The following is a 21,885-nucleotide window of genomic DNA, read 5'->3' on the forward strand; positions in this document are numbered from 1 at the left end:
CTTACTCAGTCAAAGAGCTGGTTGCAGCTTCGAGGAAAGCCGTCTTACTCCATGCCGTACCGCCCTGGGCAAGAGGATCCACAGTATTAACGAATACTTTTTCGTTTTTAGCAGCATTCATACTTTTCCAAATTGGATTAGCTTCTAGTTCTTCTAATGCTTTCGGTTTATCAGCATTTTCACTTTCTTCGAATTGAAGGAACACATAATCCGGATTCACTTCCGCAAGCTTTTCCATTGAGATAACTTCCTGTGCCTTCGCAGATTTTACCACTTCCGGTACCTCAAGTCCTAAATCATTGTATAGAACTGGGTTAAGGTACATACTTTCCGGATACACATAGACATTGCCTCCTCGGATACGAAATACCATTGCCTTTTTCCCTTTCAGAGATTCACCCAATTGTTCTTTTGCTTCCTCAGCATCTTTCTTATAACCAGAAATAATCATATCTGCTTCAGTTTCTTTACCTGTCAAATGAGCCATTAAATTTAAGTTATCTTCCCAATTTGTTGAGATATGGGAGTATGGGAATGTTGGTGCAACCTTCGTTAATTGTTCAGTAACATTCTCCTTCGCTTTGGAAGTCCAAAGGATTACATCAGGCTTTAATCCAAGTAACGTTTCATAATTTGGCTGTGTTTTTTCCCCTATCGACTTGGCACCAGCCAAATCTTCAGCCAAATAAGCAGGTAGTTCTCCGGCAATTGTAATAGCGCCTACAGGCTTAACTCCTAAAATTGCTGCATCCTCCATGGATTCAAGACTCGCTGTAGCAATCTTTTTCACTTCAGAAGGTACCGTATATTCTTTATCTAGGTATGTAATCGTTTGAGTTTTATCTTCTGATTTCTTGCTTTCATTAGCTTGAACTTTATTGTCGGATTGTTTTATTTGTGTCTCCGTACCATTGCATGCTGCCAAACCAAGGCAAATCATTGCGGATAAACCCACTATTAATAAATTCTTTTTAATACTCATTTTCCTCTTCCTCCATCTAATCTTTTTTCTATGTACTCGCTTTCACTCTAACTTAACTATTGTTTTTCCTACCCCCATATTTATCGCAGAAAGTATTGAAAATGATAATCATTATCAAGTATTATATAAAATATATACTAACAAACTGGAATTTTCAATTAATTTTATGTAAATTTTTGAATGATTTATACTTAATTTGTCAAATAATCTTTTGAATCAAATGAAAAGAGGTCAATAAATGAGAGAGACACCCAAAAAAAATCCTATGGAAGACAGCTTGCCTTGGCAGCAAAATATTTCTTTACCCAATACCTGGGAAATAGATATGTACAATCAGAAACAGGACCGGTTTTATCGTATTTTTATTTACAAGCCGGATACTGTTCCTCCTCCTGAAGGATACCCGGTTATCTATGCGTTGGATGCAAACTCTGTATTTGGCACCTTTGTTGATGCAATGCGTGTGCAGATGAGAAAGCCGGAAAAAACTGGCGTGTATCCAGCGATTATTGTTGGAATTGGTTATCACACAGATCAGCCATTCTCTCCTTACCGTGTCTATGATTTTACTAGGGCAATATCAAAAGAGGATTTACCGCCGCACCCAGCAGGCTTGGAATGGCCGTCTCATGGCGGAGCTGAATCTTTCATTACATTTATTAAAGAGAAAGTTAAACCTGAAATTGAGCGCCATCTGCCGGTCAATATAGACAAACAAACACTATTTGGCCATTCACTAGGCGGATTATTTGTTTTACAAACTCTTTTTTCAGAGCCAGATACTTTTCATACATACATTGCAGGAAGCCCCTCTATTCATTGGGATATACAGTTTTTTAGAAGTGAGAAAGAAGCATTCATCCATAAGGTAAAGCAATCTCAACGGCAAATAAAGATTTTGGTCGGGGTAGGCGAGCTGGAAAAGCTACACTTTAGCGGAATGAATAAAAATGCTGCTGAAATTTCCGAAGAACTTAATCAATTGCATCAATACGGTATTCACATACAGTTCAGAGAGTTTACAGAGGAAAGTCATGTATCGGTATTATTACCACTTATTAATCGTGCAATTAAACTGGGGAGTATATAAAAAAGCTATATAGCGAACACCGAATTTAAATCATAAAAAAACCGCCCATGAGGAACGGTAAAGGAAGAAAAATATTTCACTACTTGTTATTAATAATTTGATTTCTAAATACTTGCAAGCTCTCTGTTTCATTCAAAGCTTTTAGCTCAGGTTCAGTCAGCTTGCCTGTTCCCATACTGACTACATACACCTTCAGCTGCTTTTTCCCCCATTTCTGATATACATCGTCCACGGTATCGTAATAAAGATCTATTTTATTCCCCTTTATGGCTGAACCTGTATCAGCAACCACTCCATACCCATAGGATGGGATAAAAAGAATGGTCCCAATTGGAAAGACACTTGTGTCCGCTGCAATCGTTGAATATAAGTCACGTTTTACCCTAACACCGGAATAGGTGATTCCGTAGCTGGGATGGTTTGGATTTTTCCCAGTTGACTCGTATCCTGCTGTATAACCTGTAGCAATCACTTCTTTAGCCGGGTATTTATTCCAATTATCATTTTCTTCCAGCGTGGACGCTGATTTTATTTGTTTAACAGAGGAAGTTGTGTCATAGCTTGATAACGATATTTGCTCTTTGGGCTTAGGATTTTCCCTTACTATTTTAGAATGTATATGGCGAAAAACAGGAAACTCATGAACACTAATTCCTGTAAAATATGAAAGGGTTACAACGGTAGCCAGTAAGAATAAAAAAACGAGTGAAATTGCTCTGATAAATTTAAAAGTATGGTCCATGTGACGATTTCTCCTTTCACACAAACCATTTTTCCCAATACCAGATTATCTATTCGTTTTTCAGAACTATCTATATTTTTTCAAATAAAAAACCCTTTAACGATTGCTCGAAAAGGGTTAAAACATTCTGTATCCCATGGTACGAAGTATTCTTATAACGATACCTGAAACAATCGACCCTGCTAAACCTGCGGCTAGAATAATTGCATCTGCAGAGGCAAGATTGAATAAATGCTCTTTTAATGATTGAAAGCTAGAAGATGGATTTACAAAGTACTCCGTTAACTTAACACTGTTAATAAAATATAATGCTGCCAAAGGATAAATAACGGCCATAATCCATGTCTTTCTAAATAACATATTTAAAATAAAGCCCAATCCGAAAAAAAGAATAAAGAACAATACAACTGATATAATTACAACCGGAATTGACATGCCCATTCTCTATAACTCCCCCTTAGTCGTACAAAAGTAAGTTTATAGGATGGAATAATTTTCGTCAATTGGGTTGTTTTTGAAAAATAACATTTATTTAGTGTTTTTTGTTTTACCACTTCCTCCGCAACATGAGCATGTTTCAGATCCTCCAAGCAATAATTGAAAATATCCCTTTCCATAGCAATACGGGCACTGATAGGCTTTTTGATTCATAATATGATCAACCCCTAATTTAATTGAATTTTCTGATAATATAACAGAAAATTTGGTAAATGAAAAGCACCCCAAAAGACTCAGTAATTTAATGTAAGCGTATACAAGTTAAATTTCCTTTTAAATACTCCCTTATACACCGCTTATAAATTATATAAATAATTTATAAGCGGTGTATTGAAAGACATCCCCAGGATTGATTCCTTCAAGCGGTTTCTTATGAAGGGATGCATGCTTTTCATTTAACTCCGTCAATAACAATGAACTGTCCGGATCCTTTTTAATTGTCTCCTGGTCCATAAAAGCGACATCCAATAATTCAGTTTTTTGTATCGAAATCTCTCCGGAAATTGGTTCCAATAAAAACAGCAGCATATTATCACTGATTTCATTACGTATAACACCTGTTCTAAGGCCAAATAATCCAATGATTTTCGTCTCAATCCCCGTCTCTTCTTTAATCTCTCTAACCACTGCTTCATCTGCTGTTTCTCCCGGCTGTACAAAACCTGCCGGCAATGACCATTTCCCTTTTAAACCGCCATAAGACTTCTTCACAACAAGCCATCTGCCATCCTTTGTTACGACCAATCCTGCTACACCTAACCAGACATATTTGCTTCTTTCTAACATATGAGCACCTTTTCCTAGATTTTTTTAATTATCTATACAAAAAGCTGTCTCGAGTATAATCGGACAGCTTTCTTTCGAAGTATATTATACCTTTATTAGATTAATTTAAATTTACCCTTTTTCATGAGAAGCGGCAAGCCACCCATCATGTATAAGGCACGATTATCAATGATTTTTTTCATCGCAGCTGCTTTTGTACCTTTTAATTTTTTGCCAAAAACGACTCCAATAGCATCATCATCCCCAAGTGAACATACAGTGCCTTTTGGTTCAAATACGAAATCTTTCATTTTCTCTCCTCGAATAAGGGCAGCAATATTTTCAGAGCAAACTTCTGCCTGCTGCATAGAAATTTGAGCTGTTGGTGGGTAAGGACGATTAATCTCTTCATTAATGATTAACGCACAATCTCCAATGACAAAAACATTTTCAAGACCGGGCGCCTGCAAAGTAGGCTCTACTTTCACACGGCCTCGCATCGCCTCAATACCTGACTTTTCAATGATACTGCTTCCTCTGACACCCGCAGCCCAGATAACTGTACCGGCTTTTATTAATTCTGTATCGTCTTCGCCTTTTCCGACAAGAATTCCCTCTTCCGTGCAGCCTTTGACTGGTGTGCCAATCATAAACTCAACACCTTTTTTCTCCAATCGTGCAACAGCATATTGTACAAGCTCCGGATCAAAGCCTGGCAATGCTGTAGGTGCTGCTTCTACACAAATAATACGCGCTTTATTAGGATCAACATCATATTCTTCACAAAGAGCTGGCATACGATTAGCAAGCTCTCCAATAAATTCAATACCTGTAAATCCAGCACCGCCTACTATAATAGTCAGTCTTTCTTCCTTTTTATCCGTTTGGTATTGGGAGAACTGATAATCAATATGTTCACGAATATGACGTGCTTTATTCACACTGGAAATACTGAATGCATATTCCTTTAATCCTTCAATACCAAATGTTTCAGATTCAGCACCTAAAGCAACTACTAAATAATCATATGAAACAGTACCATTCTCGCAAACTATCACTTTCTCATCTTTTTTTATTTCTACAACGGTATCTTCAATCATGGCTACCTTATTACGATCGATGATACTGCTAATATCATAACGTACTTTATTGTGATGTATGGTACCCGCTGACGCTTCATGCAGCCAAGTTGTTTCATAATGATAACGATGCTTATTAATTAGTGTAATTTCAGCTTCATTCACATTAATTTTATTTTGCAAACGCTTAGCTGTTAACAATCCGCCATAACCGGCTCCTAGAATAACAATTTGAGGCTTTTTCACTAGTATCACGTCCACCTTTTTTATATGATATAAAAATTCAAACATCTTGTGATATCATTCACGTATATCACGTCAAAAATGTCACAAAATATTAACATTTCGCTATAGATTACTATATTCTCTTTTGGTTATTTTTTCAAGCACTGGATATAAAAAGGATAAAAAAATAAGTAACGGTATTACCTTTGACTTTTTTGAATATTTACTCTTATTATCTTTATATACACACATATCCTTTAGAGGAACGTTATACCAAGATATATGGTACTATTTATTAAAGATTTATTTACAATATAGGGGGTAATCAAGTGAAAGAAGATCAAAAAGTATATGACGTAACGATCATAGGTGGAGGACCTGTAGGATTGTTCACTGCTTTCTATGGTGGTATGAGGCAAGCCTCAGTGAAAATCATCGAAAGTCTGCCCCAGCTAGGCGGACAATTATCCGCACTCTATCCCGAGAAATATATTTATGATGTAGCGGGTTTTCCCAAAATACTCGCTCAAGAATTAGTTAATAACCTAAAGGAACAAATGGCTAAGTTCGATCCAACCATTTGCCTTGAACAAGCTGTCGAGAATGTTGAAAAACAGGCAGATGGCGTTTTTAAAGTAACAACCGATAAGGAAGTTCATTATTCAAACACGATCATCATCACAGCCGGTAATGGAGCATTCCAGCCAAGGCGCCTTGAACTTGAAAATGCGTCTAATTATGAAGGGAAAAATCTTCATTATTTTGTTGATGATTTAAATAAATTTGCCGGTAAAAAAGTCGTCGTATGTGGCGGAGGGGACTCTGCAGTAGACTGGGCATTAATGCTTGAGCCTATCGCCGAGGAAGTAACCCTTGTTCATCGCCGTGATAAATTCCGTGCCCATGAACATAGTGTGGAAAATCTTAAAAATTCAAGTGTAATCATAAAGACTCCATATATACCATCTGAATTAGTTGGCGATGGGGAATCCATTAAACAAATCGTGTTGGATGATGCAACCGGGGATCATAAAGAAACGATTGATGTTGATGACGTATTAGTTACGTTTGGCTTTGTTTCTTCACTTGGACCTATTAAAGAGTGGGGACTTAATATCGAGAAAAATTCCATCATTGTGAATAGCAAAATGGAAACTAATATACCTGGTATATATGCAGCAGGAGATATTTGCACATATGATGGGAAAGTGAAGCTAATTGCCTGTGGATTTGGTGAAGCTCCTACGGCTATTAACAATGCAAAAGCATATATGGATCCTAAAGCAAGAATCCAGCCCCTTCACAGTACAAGTATGTTTAAGGATTGATTTATTGAATTAAAACTGGTCAAGACGCGCCATGCAGAATAAATAAAGGAATTCAGGATGTAAGCTCCTATGCTAACACATTCTGAATTCCTTCTTTTTTTAGAACCCAACCTTCCCTCTTTGTATGTATACAAATTCTTCCCTTACGTACTAGTAAATACCAGAGTCAGGCCCCCTATGAAGCGGGTATGAGTTACTAGTGAGGTGATTACAATGAATGTGTTAATAGTCGGTGCAAACAATCGCACAGGCCAGCGAGTACTTGAGCTTTTGAATAAGTCTTCTCATCAGGCATACTGTTTAGTACATGATGAAAATCTTGCTTCATTAGTTAGAAGTCTTGGTGCTGAACCCATGTTCGGAGAAATAACCGATTCTCTCCAATTGGAGGGCATGCACGCAGTTATTTACGCAGTCGATGTAACAAATCCTAGTATTCATGATACGATCTCCCATGTAACACAGCACGGAGCTATCCACTTTATACGAGAGTGTGAAAAAGCGGGCATAGAGCGCTTCGTCATGCTAAGCTCCGTTTATGCTGACAAACCGGATGAAGCACCATGTGTTCTTTATTCCTTATTGGAGGAAACAAGGATGACGGAGAATTATTTAACTGGATCCAGTAGGTTAAAGTATACAATTGTCCGTCCAGGCAAAATGATTGATTCTGATGGCACATTTAAAATACTGGCGGCAGAATCTATCGATGATGATGGAATGATTTCACGTAATGAAGTTGCACAGATTTTAGTTGATACATTAGAAATAGATACGACTTTTAATAAAAAATTTTATTGTATTGAAGGCCCTTTTCCTATTAAGGAAGCCTTGGCTGAAGTGTAATATAAAAACAACTAGTCTCCCTCTCCCCGCTCTTATTGGGAGAGGTTATTTTTGTATTTAGCAGGAACCTTAAAATGCCTTAGTCTCATATAAAAAATTCCTTCTCAATAGATACCTTTTTGATCGCATCTGTTTAAAGAAGGAATTCCAACTAAATCAGTATTGATTTGTTAGTTTAACATTGCTCTGGATTACCCGTAACTTTAGCTGTACGAAATGAAGACCCACAACCACATGTGGCAATGGCATTCGGATTATCAATCGTAAAACCTCCGCCGAGCATCGATTGTTTATAGTCTATACGCGTTCCAGTCAGGATAGGCGCGTCCTCTTTATTCACAAGAAAATGAATTTCATGCTGTATGGTTTCAATATCACTATCTTGTTTTTTTTGCTCAAAGTTCATGCCATACGATAAACCGCTGCACCCTCCACCATGGACGGAAACACGCAAATATGGCTGATCTTCCCCGCTTTCTTTTATCATCGTATTTATTTGAAAAGCTGCTGCTTCTGTTACAATAATGACATCATTATTCATTACCATTCTTCCCCCTTATAAAAAGTTAGAAGGAAATTAAATCCTCTATTTATTAGTATATACATTAACCGGTGTCCTCTCAACCTTAAAACTGCCCATAATATGCTGCTGTTCGCACGTTTTTGAATAAGATATACGCTTTTAAATAACACTTTACCTAAATGACTATATTATTTTATCCAAAAGATTAATTAATATTTTTTACATAAACAGCAGCGGAATGAAAGAAAATAGAAAGACGAAATTGAAAGGAGTTTCCTTGATGCTTTCTTCCGAACAACAATCCAATCTTCAATCAAAATTAGCAGATGAAAAAAAGGAACTTGAACATCACATTTCCCTGAATAATCATTTTGGCATAGGGGAAGATGAAAATTTTTATAATTATGTAGGAGAACTCTCTACATATGATAACCATCCTGCGGATACCGCCACTGAGCTATATGAACGTGGTAAAGACCTAGCCTTAAATGAACATTTTGAGAATGAACTTAATCAGGTAAATAGAGCTTTACAGGCAATTGAACAAGGAACCTATGGTAAATGTGAAGTATGCGGTAAAGACATCCCTTTTGAGCGGCTTCAAGCAATACCATCTACCACTTATTGCATCGAGCACAGTACTGAGCAAACCGTTTCTCACGAACGTCCAATAGAAGAACAGGTCCTGCATCCATTATATGAAAAAAAGCATGAGACAGAAGTAAATGGCTTTGATGAAGAAGATTCCTGGCAGGCTGTTGCGGAGTGGGGGAGTTCAGATACCCCATCTGATTATTATGATCCAAAAGAGCACTATGATCAGGTCTATTTAAATTCCGATGAATATATTGGATATGTGGAGGATATTGAAAATTTCGCTGGAAACGATATTGAAGGGAAAAATGTTCAAATCTATCCTACAGCAGAACTTGAGCAATTAAAGGATTTATTGGATGAAGAAGGTATCATGACATCCTTTGGCGATTTAAAACCATATGAGGAAGATCCTTATACTGAAGATACCAATGATGATGAGTAATTCTTTATACAAAAAATAGGGAAGAAATAAGCAGAGTATGCCTATTTCTTCCCTTTTTATTATATTAAAACATTGGGTTCTCTTCCAGATATTCATAAATATGATCTACTAATTCTTCCGGACTGTCCCCTGTTACGACTTCTCCATTTACAAGGGCATACATACTGGCAGAGCAAATTCCACAATAACTAAGACACCCATATTCAATAACATCCAAATTAGGATCTTTATCTAAAATCTCCATAGCGGCCTGTGAACCGCTGACAAGATTACTGACACAAAATTCAATTATTGGTTTCATACTATTGTCACCCCTTAGCACAACCAAAATCCTACTCTAAAATGATATAATAGTCAATTAATTAAGGTGAATCAGTTACCTTTTTATACTCCATCTGCCGAGAGATGTGATAGAGAAAATGTTTTTAAATTAGGACATCCGAAACGGAGTAATAATGTGACTTTTCACAAATTATACACAATTCAGTTGTTATTTTTTCCTATTTTCGATATACTTTGTATGGAATTTTACAATATTGACATCTATTATAATAATTTAATATTTTTATAGCACTACTTTGAATTTAGTATTCTAGCATAGTTTAAAATTAGAAAATTGTATCCCAACAAAGGAGTCGTCATTTCTATGAAAAACTTAGTCATCCTCGGTGGTGGGTATGGTGGTATGAGAATACTTAACAAGCTCACTGATCATCATTTTCCCGCAGATATTCATGTTACTTTGGTCGATCGAATTCCTTATCATTGTTTAAAAACTGAATTTTATGCGCTTGCCGCTGGTTCCATTTCTGACCACACTATTCGTGTATCATTTCCTCAGCACGAAAGAATTCAATACAAGTACGGTGAAGTATCCTCTATCGATTTATCAAATAAGAAAGTTCTATTAAAAGATCAGGAACCGCTTACATATGATGAACTGATTATCGGCCTGGGCTGTGAGGACAATTATCATAATGTGCCTGGAGCCGCAGAATATACCTATAGCATACAGTCTATTGATAAATCTCGCAGTACCTATCAAGCACTGAATAACCTCGGACCAGGTAAAGTAGTTGCCATCATTGGCGGAGGATTAAGCGGAATTGAACTAGCTAGTGAATTGATTGAAGGACGCCCGGATTTAAATATTAAGCTTTTTGACCGTAATGACCATATTTTATCAGCATTTCCTAAAAAACTTAGTAATTATGTGGAAAGCTGGTTTCATGAACATCGTGTAGACTTAGTCCCAAATAGTAATATTACTAAGATAGAACCTAACCTGCTTTATAATGGTGACGTTTCCATTCCATGTGATGCCATTGTTTGGACCGCTGGCATTCAGCCAGTACAGCCAGTCAGAGAACTGCCTGTTGAAAAAGACAGCGGTAACAAAATAAAACTGACAGTCCAGCACACCATCCCAGGCTATCCAGATGTATTTGTCATTGGAGATTGCGCAAGCCTTGGACATGCCCCAAGTGCGCAATTGGCAGAGGGGCAAGGTGAACAAATTTATCAGGTACTGGTTAAAAAATGGGCCGGAGAACCGCTCCCAGAATCCTTCCCTCCAATTAAACTGAAGGGAATTCTAGGATCCCTTGGTAAAAAACATGGTTTCGGGCTAATGTCTGAACGTACTATTATTACTGGCAGAATGGCGCGGCTGTTAAAGTCAGGGGTTTTGTGGATGTACAAGTATCATAATGGATAATAGGACCCTATGTTGATGGTTCGAATATATCGATTATTAAAAAACAAGCTTGCAGACCCTAAAAGTAGGCTGCAAGCTTTATCCAAATAATTATTCACTTTTATATCCGTAATCTCGTAAAGCTTCAGTTATTACCTTTAATCGAGGGCTTCCTTCTCCGACTACTTTCCCGTCCAAGATGACTAAAGGATAAAAATATTCTCCTTCGGCAACTTTCTCAGCTATTTCTTTAATTTTCGGATCTTCTGGTGGGTTAAAAATATCGATGTATGTGATCGTTAATGGGTGACTTGGGAATTTTCTCGATAAGGCAGCCTGCAGCCACTCATATGTTTCTTTTGATGATGGCATTCCAACACAGCTTGCACATATTTGTGTGGCTCCGTATACATATAAATTTGCAACCGTCACCTGTTTTCCCCCTATTTTATCGCTTTTCTTTTCATCATACATAAATTTAATATAGGAAACAAATTTTAACTATAAGCTAAGGAATGTAGATAGCTTTTTTAAGGTAAAATCATTATAATATGATTAGGAAAGGAGTCGATAGCCATGGCAGAACAAGAATTATTTGGGCAAGTTCAGGAAGTACTAGATAAATTACGTCCATTTCTTCTTCGCGACGGCGGCGACTGTGAGCTGGTTGATGTGGATGATGGAATTGTAAAATTACGTCTTTTAGGGGCTTGCGGAAGCTGTCCCAGCTCCACAATCACATTGAAAGCTGGCATCGAACGTGCACTTCTTGAAGAAGTTCCAGGCGTTGTTGAAGTTGAACAAGTTTTCTAATGATCAAAACACAAATAGCAGCGATTCCCCAATTATAGGGGAATCGCTGTTTTTAATTTAAATCCGTCAGTTGTATAATAGAACCCGTATTGACCATTGGAATATGAAGGATATTCATTTCAGGAAACTCTCCTTTAAGACGTTCACAAATAAGTGGAACAGAATGTGAAGGAGCTAAAGAAAAAATGGTTGGCCCGGCACCGCTGATTGAACTGCCATAAGCTCCTTCCTCTTTTGCTAAACGTTTAATTCTAGAATAGTGAGGCATTAACTCACTTCGATACTTTTCATGGAAATCATCTCTTTCCATCATCTCTCCAACCAGTTTCCAATCATTTGTAGCAGCAGCGGCTACCAAAATGTTCGCTGCAGCACTTGAAGAAACAGCTTGAGAATGGGACAGATGAGTTGGCAATACTTCACGTGCTCTTTCAGTGTTCAACTCAAACGGAGGAATCGTTACAATTGCCCCGACATCCCCAATCGGTAATGATACAAGGGTTGATTCACAATCATTATGAATGCCGACAATCATGCCACCGTAAATGGATGCACCCACATTATCTGGATGCCCTTCCTCTAAACTCGCAAATCTTAGTTTTTCTTCCTTGCTCAAATTCAGATTACAAAAGACATTGGCAAGCTCAAGTCCCGCTACAATTGCTGACGCACTGCTGCCCAGACCTCTTGCCAACGGTATTTCACTTTTCACCATCAATCTGCAGACCGGCATTTCTGCCCCAAAATAGGCTGCAGCTTTCTTAGCCATACGAACAATAAAATTACTTTCATCCGAAGGAGTTTTCTTTAATTCATCCGATTTGATAATAACCATCCATTCATCTGATGGCATTGCTTCTATCGTCAAATACAAGCCCAGTGCGATTCCAATTGAGTCAAATCCCGGTCCCAGATTGGCTGTACTTGCCGGTATTTTAATACGCAACATGTCAGGCTGGTTCATGATGAGACTACACCGCCAAAGCATCTTACCAATTCTTCTTCATCGTTTTCAATAACAGTTGGTTGTATTTGACTGTACTCCACAGCCGTATTTGGGTCTTTAAGCCCGTTACCGGTTAATACTGCGACAACTGTTTGTCCCTTCTTTATTTCTCCTGTTTGCAATTGTTTATAGATACCTGCAATGGAAGCACAGGAAGCTGGTTCGGCAAATATTCCTTCTTTTCTGGCTAATAACTGATAAGCCTTGATAATATCATCATCATTGATTTCATCTATTTTTCCGTTTGATTCCTTTACCGCCTCAACGGCATATTCCCAACTGGCCGGATTTCCGATACGAATCGCAGTGGCTATGGTTTCTGGTTGTTCGAACACCCGATTATGTACAATCGCAGCCGCACCTTCCGCTTCGAAGCCTCTCATTTCCGGAAGCCCACTCTGGCATTGCTCATGATATTCCTTAAACCCTTTCCAATACGCTGTAATATTACCGGCATTTCCAACCGGTATTGCGAGCACATCAGGGGCCTTACCCAATTGTTTACATATCTCAAAAGCAGCCGTTTTTTGCCCTTCAATTCTGTAAGGATTCACCGAATTGACAAGTGTGATGGGAAATTTGGCACTGATGGAGCGGACCATAGCCAATGCCTGATCGAAGTTCCCTTTAATGGCATAGATTTCGGCTCCATACATAACTGCCTGAGCTAACTTACCCATGGCAATTTTCCCATCAGGAATAACAACAATGCAGCGTAGCCCGGATCGGGCTGCGTAGGCTGCAGCTGCAGCGGATGTATTGCCGGTTGAAGCACATATAATCGTATCACTGCCTTCTTCTATGGCTTTTGCTACTGCCATCACCATTCCCCGATCTTTAAAGGAGCCTGTTGGATTGGCACCTTCATATTTAACATATAAATCAATCCCCAACTCCTTTGAAAGATTATGACAGCGAATTAACGGCGTATTCCCCTCCAACAGACTTAAATTCGGGGTCTGGTTATTCACCGGTAAAAATTCTTTAAATTCCTGCAGTAACCCATTCCAGCTCATTCTATGCTCCCCCTTCAACTCGATACGTACTTTTTATGGAGTAAACTTTTTCATTGGTTTCCAGCTCACGCAATACGTTTTCAAAATTAGCCACTGGAGCCTTATGTGATACAAGTACAATTTCCGATAATTCGTTGACCTTAATTGGCAGCTGCATGATTTTCTCAAAGCTTATTCCATGGTTAGCAAAAATAGCAGTTAGCTGTGCAAAAACACCAACTTCATCCTTCACATGAATCCGCAGAAAAAATTTGCTATTAATTTCTTCATTCGTTTTTAATTTTTTATCAAATTGAGGTATAACTGCACTTCGCCCATTTACATCCAGCCTCATATTTTTCATGATGGCAACAAGATCCGATACTACTGCTGTTGCTGTTGGCAGACTGCCGGCTCCAGGTCCGTAAAACATGGTCTCACCAACTGCCTCCCCATATACATACACCGCATTATATTCGTCATTTACGGTAGCAAGAGGATGTTCCTCCGGTAAAAGGGTGGGCTGGACGCTCACCTCCACTTTATTTTCGGTTCGATTGGCAAACCCAAGCAGCTTCATAGTGTATCCAAGCCTTTTGCAGAGCGCTAGGTCCGCATCAGAAACAGTTGTAATCCCCTGTACCTTCACATCTTCCAATCCAATATTCATTGAAAAGCCCAAGGTTGCCAGAATCGCCATCTTTCTTGCTGCATCTAAGCCTTCTACATCGGCAGTTGGATCTGCTTCAGCAAAGCCAAGATCCTGTGCTTCTTTTAACGCTTCCTGATAAGAGACTTTTTCCTTGGTCATTTTCGTCATAATATAATTCGTAGTACCATTTACAATGCCCATTATTTTTGTAATATGATCTGATGCAAGTCCATCTACCAAGCTTCGTAAAATAGGGATTCCCCCAGCTACACTTGCCTCATAAAATAAATCACAGCCATTCTCTGAAGCAGTACGCAATAAATCCGGTCCATAGACTGCCATCAGATCTTTATTAGCTGTTACTATATGTTTTTTATTATTTAAAGCCTGCATCAGCAACAAGTAAGTATCTTCCACACCGCCTATTACCTCAATAACGATATCTATTTCAGGATCAGAGATGATGTCTGTTGCGGAAGTCGTTATAAGTTCGGATGATACATCCATTGCTCTATCTTTATATTTATCTTTAACAAGGATTCTTTTAATCTCTACCGGGCAACCAACCTGATGCATCAGTTTTTCCTGGTGATTCTGAATGATTTGTACCACACCTGTTCCGACAGTTCCCAGTCCCAGTAATCCAATTGTAATTGGTTTCACCCTATCTCCCCCTTTTTGTCTACCACAAAAATACATTTGTTTATGTATAGAAGACATTATAAATATAAACATAACCGTTTACAATATTAAATTAATTAAAAATTAAAATAATTTTACCCTACCGTTCTATTATACACAATATTCTAAAAATATATTTGAACCATAAGCAAAGTAAATTCTTCTCCGCATACTAAATGGGTGTCTTCTTATGGATGCAAATTTTATTCAGCAAATAATCACCTCTTATTAGCATGCTTACTAAGATATAAAAAGAAGAATATTTCATAATTAAAGCGATATGGATTTTACAAAGATTGCAAGGATAGATGATTAGCCGATAAGGAAGAAGGCCTTTTAATATGCTCATCAACCACTATTTGTACGTATTATAAATGGAAGTCGGTGTACACTTAATGAAAGATAAATCAATTGATAAAACGGAACAGACTGCAAGACAATGGCTAATGGATCGCGGCGTATCGGTAAAAGATATCGGTGAATTAGTTATGTATCTCCAGCATAAATACCATGATGATTTGCAATTGGAAGATTGTATTTACAACGTGGAACGCGTACTTTCAAAACGCGAGGTTCAAAATGCCATTTTAACCGGCATTCAATTAGATATGTTAGCTGAAAAGGGCTTATTGGAGGAACCAATACAATCCATTATTGGTGTCGATGAAGGTTTGTATGGCGTGGATGAGATTCTTGCATTAAGCATTGTTAATGTATATGGCTCCATTGGCTTTACCAACTATGGATATGTAGATAAACTTAAGCCCGGTATCCTGAAGCGATTAAATGATAAATCAACCGGAGAATGTCATACCTTTCTAGATGATATTGTCGGCGCCATCGCAGCTGCTGCCTCTAGCCGGCTGGCACACCGTATTGAAAACGTGGAGTAAAATCATTAAAGAAGGCTCACACTCGAGAATTAATCATGAGTTGTGAGCCTTTTTTTAGATTAAATAGTCCATTGATCCAATGAATCAATTGTATAAGTTGGCTTGCGGTCATAGCCTTTTAAATGTTCTCTGGTCGTAACACCAGTATGAACAAGCAATGTATCAACCCCAGCATTCATACCAGCCATAATATCCGTATCATAGTTATCTCCAACCATCAACGTCTCTTCTTTAGAGACACCCAGCACCTTCATCGCCTGTTCCATAATGATTGATTCAGGCTTTCCGATAAATATAGGCTCCGTTTGAGTAGACACAGTAACAACAGAAGTTAATGATCCATTACCTGGTAAGAGCCCTCTCTCAGTTGGAATGGCAATATCAGCATTGGTAGAAATGAATGTTGCTCCATTACGGACTGCAAGACAGGCAACCGATAATTTTTCATATGTAATTCCACGATCAATTCCAGTAATCACAAAATCAGCATCTTCATTCTTAAAGGTAAATCCTTTTTCTTTACAGGCTTCAATGATACCGTCTTCCCCAATAATGAAAACAGATGCATCTTGTTTTTTCTCATATATATAATTTGCTGTAGCCATACTTGTTGTAAAAACTTGTTCCCCTGTAGCAGGAATGTCAAATTGGCGCAGCTTTTCAGCTACCTGCTCAGGAGTACGTGATGAATTATTCGTTACAAATAAATAAGGAATCTCTTGTCTTTTTAGTTCCTGCACAAAATGGACAGCCTCCAAAATTCGTTCTGTTCCCTTATACATTGTTCCATCTAAATCAATTAAATAACCTTTATACTTTTTCATACGCATTGTTCTCTCCTGGACGTGTTAGATTTACTTCATTTACTTTACCACAGTAGCATTCAATCGAAAAGCGGAAGCCCGTCTAATTATCTCCTGATGCTAATTAGGACATACCCAAGTAGTTTAATCCTCTTTTTCTACTTTTAAGCCTTCTATTTGGCCAATTAACTTCCTATAAAATTCCGAACGAATGGAAAATCCACCGAACTCCTCATGTGTAGTACAGGTGAACCATGCAAAATTGTTCAAGTATTTCTTGTTTATAAGTTAATTCTTTCCGTGTTACAAAATAGAATGTGTCCGAGTAATCACATAAGACTTCTAATAATTGCTGATAAGTATTACCTACAGGATTTTCAGTTAAGTTCCAGATTTCCATCATAGCACCTTCTTTTATCAGGGTATTTAAAATTCAAAAGTACCCAAAATGTCTAACTCAAACGATTATCACAATCATTAAAAAAACGATAAGCATATTGGCTCATCGTTTATGTACGTATCATTTATCATATGGTTTAAAAGCTGTTACGACACCTAATTCAGTTTCAATATAGCTTCTTATACATGCAGGGAATTGTTGAATAGTGTTCAAATTTTCATATACTGCTTTTTGCAGTTGCTCGTGATGAATAGCTGTGTAGGCTTGCACGAGTTCTTTCCTGTATGGGAGCAATGTTTTTAAATCAATCTCCATCGCTGAATCAATCACTTTTTCATCCAGCAGGATATCGATTATGTCTTCATAGCTGCCTGGATCTCTCATAATAAAACCATCTATCATTGAATTCCCTACATCCAGAACGGCATCAATGATGGTTTGAAAGATACGCTCTAATGCCAGTTTCTCAATAGTCGACTCAGTCCATTCTCCTTTACTTTTCAGAAGATTTGTCTGAGTTTCTAAATAAAGCAGTTTATCCTCAATTGCTTCTCGATCTACGAAGTACATCCTGTATTCCTCCTCATCAATCTCACCACATATACTATCCATTTTTAAGCTTAAATGGTTGCTAATGAAAGTTCAAGAAATTGGGGTCTCCCATAAAAATAACCCTGAGCAAGGTCTACCTTATTCCGTACCATCACCATAGCCTCATCTTCATTTTCTATTCCTTCTGCAACAACAAGAGAACCCGTTTCTTTAGCAATGAGCAGCAGACCCTTAAGCATAGATTCTTTCACACTGTTTGAATGAATATTTTGTATAACTGTACGATCGATTTTTATGATATCCGGCAATACTTCTCCTATAATATGCAAACTTGCATAGCCAGCTCCTGTATCATCAATAGCTATTCTAATTCCAAGTGAACGTAAATAGCTGACATTTGATCTTAATAGATGAACTCCTTCAATCGAATCTCTCTCGGTTATTTCAAACACTACCACGGATGGTTCAATCTCATATTTTTTTAATAACATCTCTACATGGCCAGGAAAATTACGTTCTCCCATTGTTATTGGTGTAAAATTGATATAGATATCACCCTCTATATCCGTCATTTGGATGTGTTGAAATACCTTTTCCAACACAATCATTTCAAGAGTAAACAATCTGCCAGTTTGTTTAGCGACTGCAAATAACGTTAACGGATTTTCAAGCTTCGTTCCGGACGGTCCTCTTGATAGCATTTCCCATGCTTTAACCTTACCCGTTTCTACTTCTAAGATAGCCTGTGACATCAAGCGAATCGATTTATCATGGATAATACCAGTAAGCTGATGAATCATATCATTATAATCTGGCTCCACCTCATTACGAGCCATGGAATGAGCTAAAACAAAGGCCCGATTAACCGTTGTTTCAATATTTATATAGGTCCGGTCACAGTACATATATCCACGTCCGATTGTAAGCTCAATTGGCGAATATCTATATATGTCAGATTCCTGTACTGACTGGTGTATATTCCCTATTATATTATCCAACTGGTCAGTTCCTGGTGTGCACAAAGGACTCCTTACATACAAGACAATGCTATCCTGATTAAAATCTTGTACTCCCATAATATTTGTTCTGTAAATATATTTTTTAATAGCTATTTCAAATTCTTTTTTTAAATCATGAAAGAAGGAGTAATAGGCTTGCTCACCAGCCATTTCCTTTAATTCATCCATTTTGCTAATATGAAATACAACAATTGCAATTTCACCTTGATTTCCAAATGCTTTTTTTATCCTTGATACAATTGGGTTTCTTATTGTAAATTTCGGAGGATAGAACAGAAGTCTCGAATCAAGAAGAAAAATGGACATCCACTTACTCCATTTTGTTCCTCCATTATAGGAATGAACCATATTACACAATCCTCTCACAAAAGCATAGTTGGGATTTAACATTAGAGCCTTAAACTTTCAGTATATTCCTATTATATCCTTTTTTTAAAATTTTTTGTTGAAAAATGTTAGAATAAGACTAGAAGTCTCCAGTATAAAAACCATAGGATTTAGAAGAATCAAATGATAATAACAAAATGGAGGAACCCATATGTCCGAGCGATTTTTTCTTTACGATGACACGTATGATACAAAAACTAGATTTGTCAGTTTCATGGGTGAAAACAGCAGAATTGACCTAGCTTTAACCAGAACCGATCGTTTCTATGGAAAAACACTTGTGTTGGATATGCAAGGGAACCGTTTCGCCATTATTGGACCAGACGATTTAGAGGAGCCCGGCTATTTGGAATATGCTTTTTCTATAACGAGTGATGAGGCATTGGAGTGGAAAAAATTCTTAGACGAGGTCATTTAACTCTGCACAGCGGTTAAAATAATAGCCCCTCAATTACGAAGAATTGGGGGCTTTTCACTCACTTTTTAGTTTTCTTTAAAATAAAGTACGAACAGCCAAAGTTACAGTATTCATACAGATATTCTTTGATGGTACTTATTTTATTATCGTAGGATGCTTTCTGATTCTGGTCATCAAAAAACCCTTTAAGGCGAAGTTGTCCATATCCCCAGTCCCCAAGTATATAGTCATAACGGTTCAATATCTCACTAAAACGGCTTTTAAAGGTCTCTTCATTAAACCCGTCTCCATGTTCTTCTACAATCTCATATTGAGTGTTATTAATGGTAATCATTTGTTCACCTCTTACTCATTTATTCCGTAATTTGTTTCCTTATTATATCATTCCCCACATATAACCATGAAGTTTTTTATTTATGATGTGGATTTCTCTAGCCCTCCATTTTCTTTATCCATGTTTACCTACTGTTATTATAATGAGCTACCTTACAGATTTTACAATCACTTTCCAATTTCCTACTAAAATAATCATCCTCATTTATCGGTATACTAACGAACAGTAAAGGAGTGTTCCAAATGTTCTATCGTATATTGATTCTATTCATTCTGGCAGCTTATATCTCCCCCTGCATACCTGTGCAAGCATCAGCCAGTCAAGATGAGCAGCAACTATTAAAAAAACGGATGGAAATGTACAAACGTGTAGAAGACTCCACCCAACTCCCTTGGTACTATATAGCTGCTTTTGATCAATATGAACGAAGTATCAGATTGGCTCGAAAAGACCTATCGGACCCAAATACACTTGGTATTCTAATTCCAGCAGATAAGTGGACCGGAATCTCAAATCCAAATACCAAAGACACTAACCCTTTAACCATTTCTTTTTTTGGTGGCATGGGGATTGATGGTGATCAAGATGGTAAAGCAGATCCCTTTAATGAATATGATCAATTAGCTGCGATAAATCAATATTTACTATCCTATGGAGTAGATAAAGATAACTTCCGTATCGGTATATGGGAATACTATAAAAGAGATCGAGCAGTAAGTATTATTATGAGCAATGCTCAATTATTTAAAAAACATCAAACCATTGATTTGCAGAAAAAAGCTTTTCCTGTTCCACTTGGCAGCCATTATACATATACAAGCACATGGGGAGTTGCCCGTGGCTGGGGTGGCCGTCGTTCTCATGAAGGTACAGATATTTTTGCAGGCTATGGTGTACCCGTAAGATCCACCTGTTATGGAATTATAGAGCTAAAGGGGTGGAATAAATTTGGCGGGTGGAGAATTGGCATTCGTGATATCAATAACACCTATCATTATTTTGCACATCTAAATGGATTTGCAAAAGGGATTGAGGTTGGTCAATTAGTTGAACCAGGCACTCTCCTTGGAGGTGTTGGCAGCTCTGGATATGGTCCCCCCGGTACATCTGGAAAATTCCCTCCTCATCTTCATTATGGGATGTATAAAGAAAACGGCCGCACTGAATGGTCCTTTAATCCATATCCGTATTTAAAGCTTTGGGAAAGAGCTGAAAAAGCCGCGAAGGCAAAGTAAACTAGAAAGGCTTGGGTCCTGTATAAAACAAGATTCAAGCCTTTTTCTATTGAACAGACCCCTATTTTGCAGGTAGTTGGATAGCAGGGGATCCCCCTGTCCCACTCCCATTGAAATAAGTAGGAACATGACCGGACACGACTCTCATTCCCATTGGAATAGTGGTTTTAATCTTCGTCGGCTTTGAAGCAAATGGGATAATAACCTGGGCATGAACTTCAACCTCTAAATAGACCTTAATCAGGGCGTTATTGATTCCGTATGGCTCCAGGGTCGTTTTGACATCACTTTGTATATCACTGATTGTTTCCATTTCCACCGGGATTTTTGGACCAAGATTACCAAGCAAGGCATTATTCGTTGCTTTCCCGAGCGGAACCTCATGTATAATTCCCTTTGAACCATTTTCCTTCACCCTTACTCGATCCTTCAGATAGTCAAAGGATGATAAATTACCATTTTCTATTTCACTTAATTGATTTTGGATAAGCAAAGAGGTTTCCGAACGGATTCTATTAATAATTTCTGTGTTAAACTGGATTCCATCCACAGCTATATCGTCTCCCTGCTTGGGTATATCTGTAATAATTTTGTCCATATCATTATGTGTGGAAAGAGTTTCTTTAATTGCTTGATTAATAACCAAGCTGGTAAGTTTTTTCGTTTCAGATTCTGCATAACGCATCAATGTAGGTTCAATAGCCGCATTCACGATCCAAAGACTGATTAGGCTCGTTCCCATAAAGAACAAAAATGTTATAATAAGGACATGCTTAACCGGCAAGGGACCCCGCATAATAGATCGTTTCCTTTTAATCCGTTTACGTCTATACATAAAAAATCCCCTCCTTACAAGTATACCTATGCTTGTAAGAAGAGGTTTA

General features: G+C 37.8%; 27 protein-coding genes. 9 read left to right on the plus strand and 18 right to left on the minus strand.

All coding sequences use genetic code 11. The features are described from left to right. Position 1 precedes the first annotated feature (1 nt). Positions 2 to 976, minus strand: coding sequence for an iron-hydroxamate ABC transporter substrate-binding protein (locus F7984_RS16315; protein ID WP_140461922.1), 975 nt, complete (start codon positions 974 to 976; stop codon positions 2 to 4). Between the two features lie 244 nt (positions 977 to 1,220). Here F7984_RS16315 and F7984_RS16320 point away from each other — a divergent pair, with 244 nt between their 5' ends. Continuing rightward, positions 1,221 to 2,072, plus strand: coding sequence for an alpha/beta hydrolase (locus F7984_RS16320; RefSeq protein WP_140461716.1), 852 nt, complete (start codon positions 1,221 to 1,223; stop codon positions 2,070 to 2,072). A gap of 79 nt (positions 2,073 to 2,151) precedes the next feature. Here F7984_RS16320 and F7984_RS16325 read toward each other — a convergent pair whose 3' ends face one another. The 5 genes from F7984_RS16325 to F7984_RS16340 form a co-directional block, all read right to left on the minus strand. Next, positions 2,152 to 2,814: a 3D domain-containing protein gene (locus F7984_RS16325; protein ID WP_139892282.1), complete on the minus strand. Its 663-nt coding sequence runs from the start codon at positions 2,812 to 2,814 to the stop codon at positions 2,152 to 2,154. Between the two features lie 117 nt (positions 2,815 to 2,931). Beyond that, positions 2,932 to 3,255 (minus strand): YuiB family protein, encoded by a 324-nt coding sequence (locus tag F7984_RS16330; protein ID WP_066106581.1) that lies wholly within the window; start codon positions 3,253 to 3,255, stop codon positions 2,932 to 2,934. Positions 3,256 to 3,342: 87 nt separating this feature from the next. Then, the gene (locus F7984_RS19195) at positions 3,343 to 3,465 is read right to left on the minus strand and encodes a YuiA family protein (protein ID WP_175354293.1); all 123 of its coding nucleotides are present in this window, start codon (positions 3,463 to 3,465) and stop codon (positions 3,343 to 3,345) included. 150 nt (positions 3,466 to 3,615) lie between these two features. Continuing rightward, positions 3,616 to 4,098: an NUDIX hydrolase gene (locus F7984_RS16335; protein WP_140461717.1), complete on the minus strand. Its 483-nt coding sequence runs from the start codon at positions 4,096 to 4,098 to the stop codon at positions 3,616 to 3,618. Between the two features lie 95 nt (positions 4,099 to 4,193). Next, positions 4,194 to 5,411 carry an NAD(P)/FAD-dependent oxidoreductase gene (locus tag F7984_RS16340; RefSeq protein WP_225983739.1) on the minus strand — a complete coding sequence of 406 codons (1,218 nt, stop codon included), beginning with the start codon at positions 5,409 to 5,411 and terminating at the stop codon, positions 4,194 to 4,196. A 299-nt stretch (positions 5,412 to 5,710) separates the two neighbouring features. Between F7984_RS16340 and F7984_RS16345 the strand changes: the two genes are divergently transcribed. Both F7984_RS16345 and F7984_RS16350 read left to right on the plus strand, forming a co-directional pair. Next, positions 5,711 to 6,709, plus strand: a complete 999-nt coding sequence (locus tag F7984_RS16345; RefSeq protein ID WP_066106573.1) for an NAD(P)/FAD-dependent oxidoreductase — start codon at positions 5,711 to 5,713, stop codon at positions 6,707 to 6,709. Between the two features lie 213 nt (positions 6,710 to 6,922). Then, the gene (locus tag F7984_RS16350) at positions 6,923 to 7,555 is read left to right on the plus strand and encodes an NAD(P)H-binding protein (RefSeq protein WP_140461718.1); all 633 of its coding nucleotides are present in this window, start codon (positions 6,923 to 6,925) and stop codon (positions 7,553 to 7,555) included. Between the two features lie 175 nt (positions 7,556 to 7,730). Here F7984_RS16350 and F7984_RS16355 read toward each other — a convergent pair whose 3' ends face one another. After that, positions 7,731 to 8,096, minus strand: coding sequence for a HesB/IscA family protein (locus tag F7984_RS16355; protein ID WP_066106916.1), 366 nt, complete (start codon positions 8,094 to 8,096; stop codon positions 7,731 to 7,733). Positions 8,097 to 8,316: 220 nt separating this feature from the next. Here F7984_RS16355 and F7984_RS16360 point away from each other — a divergent pair, with 220 nt between their 5' ends. Further along, a complete protein-coding gene (locus F7984_RS16360) occupies positions 8,317 to 9,117 on the plus strand; it encodes a TraR/DksA C4-type zinc finger protein (protein WP_318839187.1) in 801 nt (266 codons plus the stop codon). Positions 9,118 to 9,181: 64 nt separating this feature from the next. Here the strand turns inward: F7984_RS16360 and F7984_RS16365 are convergent, their stop codons facing one another. Beyond that, a complete protein-coding gene (locus F7984_RS16365; protein ID WP_066106566.1) occupies positions 9,182 to 9,418 on the minus strand; it encodes a YuzB family protein in 237 nt (78 codons plus the stop codon). Positions 9,419 to 9,763: 345 nt separating this feature from the next. Here F7984_RS16365 and F7984_RS16370 point away from each other — a divergent pair, with 345 nt between their 5' ends. After that, positions 9,764 to 10,834, plus strand: a complete 1,071-nt coding sequence (locus F7984_RS16370) for an NAD(P)/FAD-dependent oxidoreductase (RefSeq protein WP_066106563.1) — start codon at positions 9,764 to 9,766, stop codon at positions 10,832 to 10,834. A 90-nt stretch (positions 10,835 to 10,924) separates the two neighbouring features. Here F7984_RS16370 and F7984_RS16375 read toward each other — a convergent pair whose 3' ends face one another. Then, on the minus strand, positions 10,925 to 11,287 hold the full coding sequence (locus F7984_RS16375; RefSeq protein ID WP_139892277.1) for a YuzD family protein: 363 nt from the start codon (positions 11,285 to 11,287) through the stop codon (positions 10,925 to 10,927). 102 nt (positions 11,288 to 11,389) lie between these two features. Here F7984_RS16375 and F7984_RS16380 point away from each other — a divergent pair, with 102 nt between their 5' ends. Next, complete coding sequence (locus F7984_RS16380) at positions 11,390 to 11,626, plus strand: NifU family protein (protein WP_066106557.1); 237 nt, start codon at positions 11,390 to 11,392, stop codon at positions 11,624 to 11,626. Positions 11,627 to 11,678: 52 nt separating this feature from the next. On the opposite strand, the gene thrB is transcribed toward F7984_RS16380, so the two are convergent. Genes thrB through F7984_RS16395 form a run of 3 tightly spaced genes read right to left on the minus strand, consistent with a single transcriptional unit; the run spans position 11,679 to position 14,942 of the window. Then, positions 11,679 to 12,590, minus strand: coding sequence for a homoserine kinase (gene thrB / locus F7984_RS16385; RefSeq protein WP_066106554.1), 912 nt, complete (start codon positions 12,588 to 12,590; stop codon positions 11,679 to 11,681). Further along, on the minus strand, positions 12,587 to 13,648 hold the full coding sequence (gene thrC / locus F7984_RS16390; protein ID WP_066106550.1) for a threonine synthase: 1,062 nt from the start codon (positions 13,646 to 13,648) through the stop codon (positions 12,587 to 12,589). The genes thrB and thrC overlap by 4 nt, the downstream gene beginning before the upstream one ends. Position 13,649: 1 nt before the next feature. Further along, positions 13,650 to 14,942 carry a homoserine dehydrogenase gene (locus F7984_RS16395; RefSeq protein WP_180349984.1) on the minus strand — a complete coding sequence of 431 codons (1,293 nt, stop codon included), beginning with the start codon at positions 14,940 to 14,942 and terminating at the stop codon, positions 13,650 to 13,652. Between the two features lie 413 nt (positions 14,943 to 15,355). Here F7984_RS16395 and F7984_RS16400 point away from each other — a divergent pair, with 413 nt between their 5' ends. Beyond that, the gene (locus tag F7984_RS16400; RefSeq protein ID WP_066106546.1) at positions 15,356 to 15,853 is read left to right on the plus strand and encodes a phosphatidylglycerophosphatase A family protein; all 498 of its coding nucleotides are present in this window, start codon (positions 15,356 to 15,358) and stop codon (positions 15,851 to 15,853) included. A 59-nt stretch (positions 15,854 to 15,912) separates the two neighbouring features. Here F7984_RS16400 and F7984_RS16405 read toward each other — a convergent pair whose 3' ends face one another. The 4 genes from F7984_RS16405 to F7984_RS16415 all read right to left on the minus strand — a co-directional run bounded on the left by F7984_RS16405 (position 15,913) and on the right by F7984_RS16415 (position 18,975). After that, positions 15,913 to 16,677, minus strand: coding sequence for a TIGR01457 family HAD-type hydrolase (locus F7984_RS16405; protein ID WP_066106910.1), 765 nt, complete (start codon positions 16,675 to 16,677; stop codon positions 15,913 to 15,915). Positions 16,678 to 16,888: 211 nt separating this feature from the next. Next, the gene (locus F7984_RS19200) at positions 16,889 to 17,059 is read right to left on the minus strand and encodes a hypothetical protein (RefSeq protein ID WP_192796818.1); all 171 of its coding nucleotides are present in this window, start codon (positions 17,057 to 17,059) and stop codon (positions 16,889 to 16,891) included. A 117-nt stretch (positions 17,060 to 17,176) separates the two neighbouring features. After that, on the minus strand, positions 17,177 to 17,626 hold the full coding sequence (locus F7984_RS16410) for a DUF86 domain-containing protein (RefSeq protein ID WP_139892273.1): 450 nt from the start codon (positions 17,624 to 17,626) through the stop codon (positions 17,177 to 17,179). Between the two features lie 50 nt (positions 17,627 to 17,676). Continuing rightward, a complete protein-coding gene (locus F7984_RS16415) occupies positions 17,677 to 18,975 on the minus strand; it encodes an EAL domain-containing protein (RefSeq protein ID WP_181162023.1) in 1,299 nt (432 codons plus the stop codon). 190 nt (positions 18,976 to 19,165) lie between these two features. On the opposite strand from F7984_RS16415, the gene F7984_RS16420 reads away from it, so the two are divergent. Continuing rightward, positions 19,166 to 19,432, plus strand: coding sequence for a DUF3055 domain-containing protein (locus F7984_RS16420; RefSeq protein ID WP_066106537.1), 267 nt, complete (start codon positions 19,166 to 19,168; stop codon positions 19,430 to 19,432). A 58-nt stretch (positions 19,433 to 19,490) separates the two neighbouring features. Here the strand turns inward: F7984_RS16420 and F7984_RS16425 are convergent, their stop codons facing one another. Continuing rightward, on the minus strand, positions 19,491 to 19,766 hold the full coding sequence (locus F7984_RS16425) for a YutD family protein (protein ID WP_066106535.1): 276 nt from the start codon (positions 19,764 to 19,766) through the stop codon (positions 19,491 to 19,493). A gap of 242 nt (positions 19,767 to 20,008) precedes the next feature. Here F7984_RS16425 and F7984_RS16430 point away from each other — a divergent pair, with 242 nt between their 5' ends. Further along, entirely contained in the window at positions 20,009 to 21,001 is a 993-nt protein-coding gene (locus F7984_RS16430) for a M23 family metallopeptidase (protein WP_066106532.1), read from the plus strand. Positions 21,002 to 21,062: 61 nt separating this feature from the next. On the opposite strand, the gene yunB is transcribed toward F7984_RS16430, so the two are convergent. Next, entirely contained in the window at positions 21,063 to 21,836 is a 774-nt protein-coding gene (gene yunB / locus F7984_RS16435; RefSeq protein ID WP_140461720.1) for a sporulation protein YunB, read from the minus strand. Between the last annotated feature and the right edge of the window lie 49 nt (positions 21,837 to 21,885).

The organism is Pradoshia sp. D12 (genome assembly GCF_008935075.1).
Classification (GTDB): Bacteria; Bacillota; Bacilli; order Bacillales; family Pradoshiaceae; genus Pradoshia.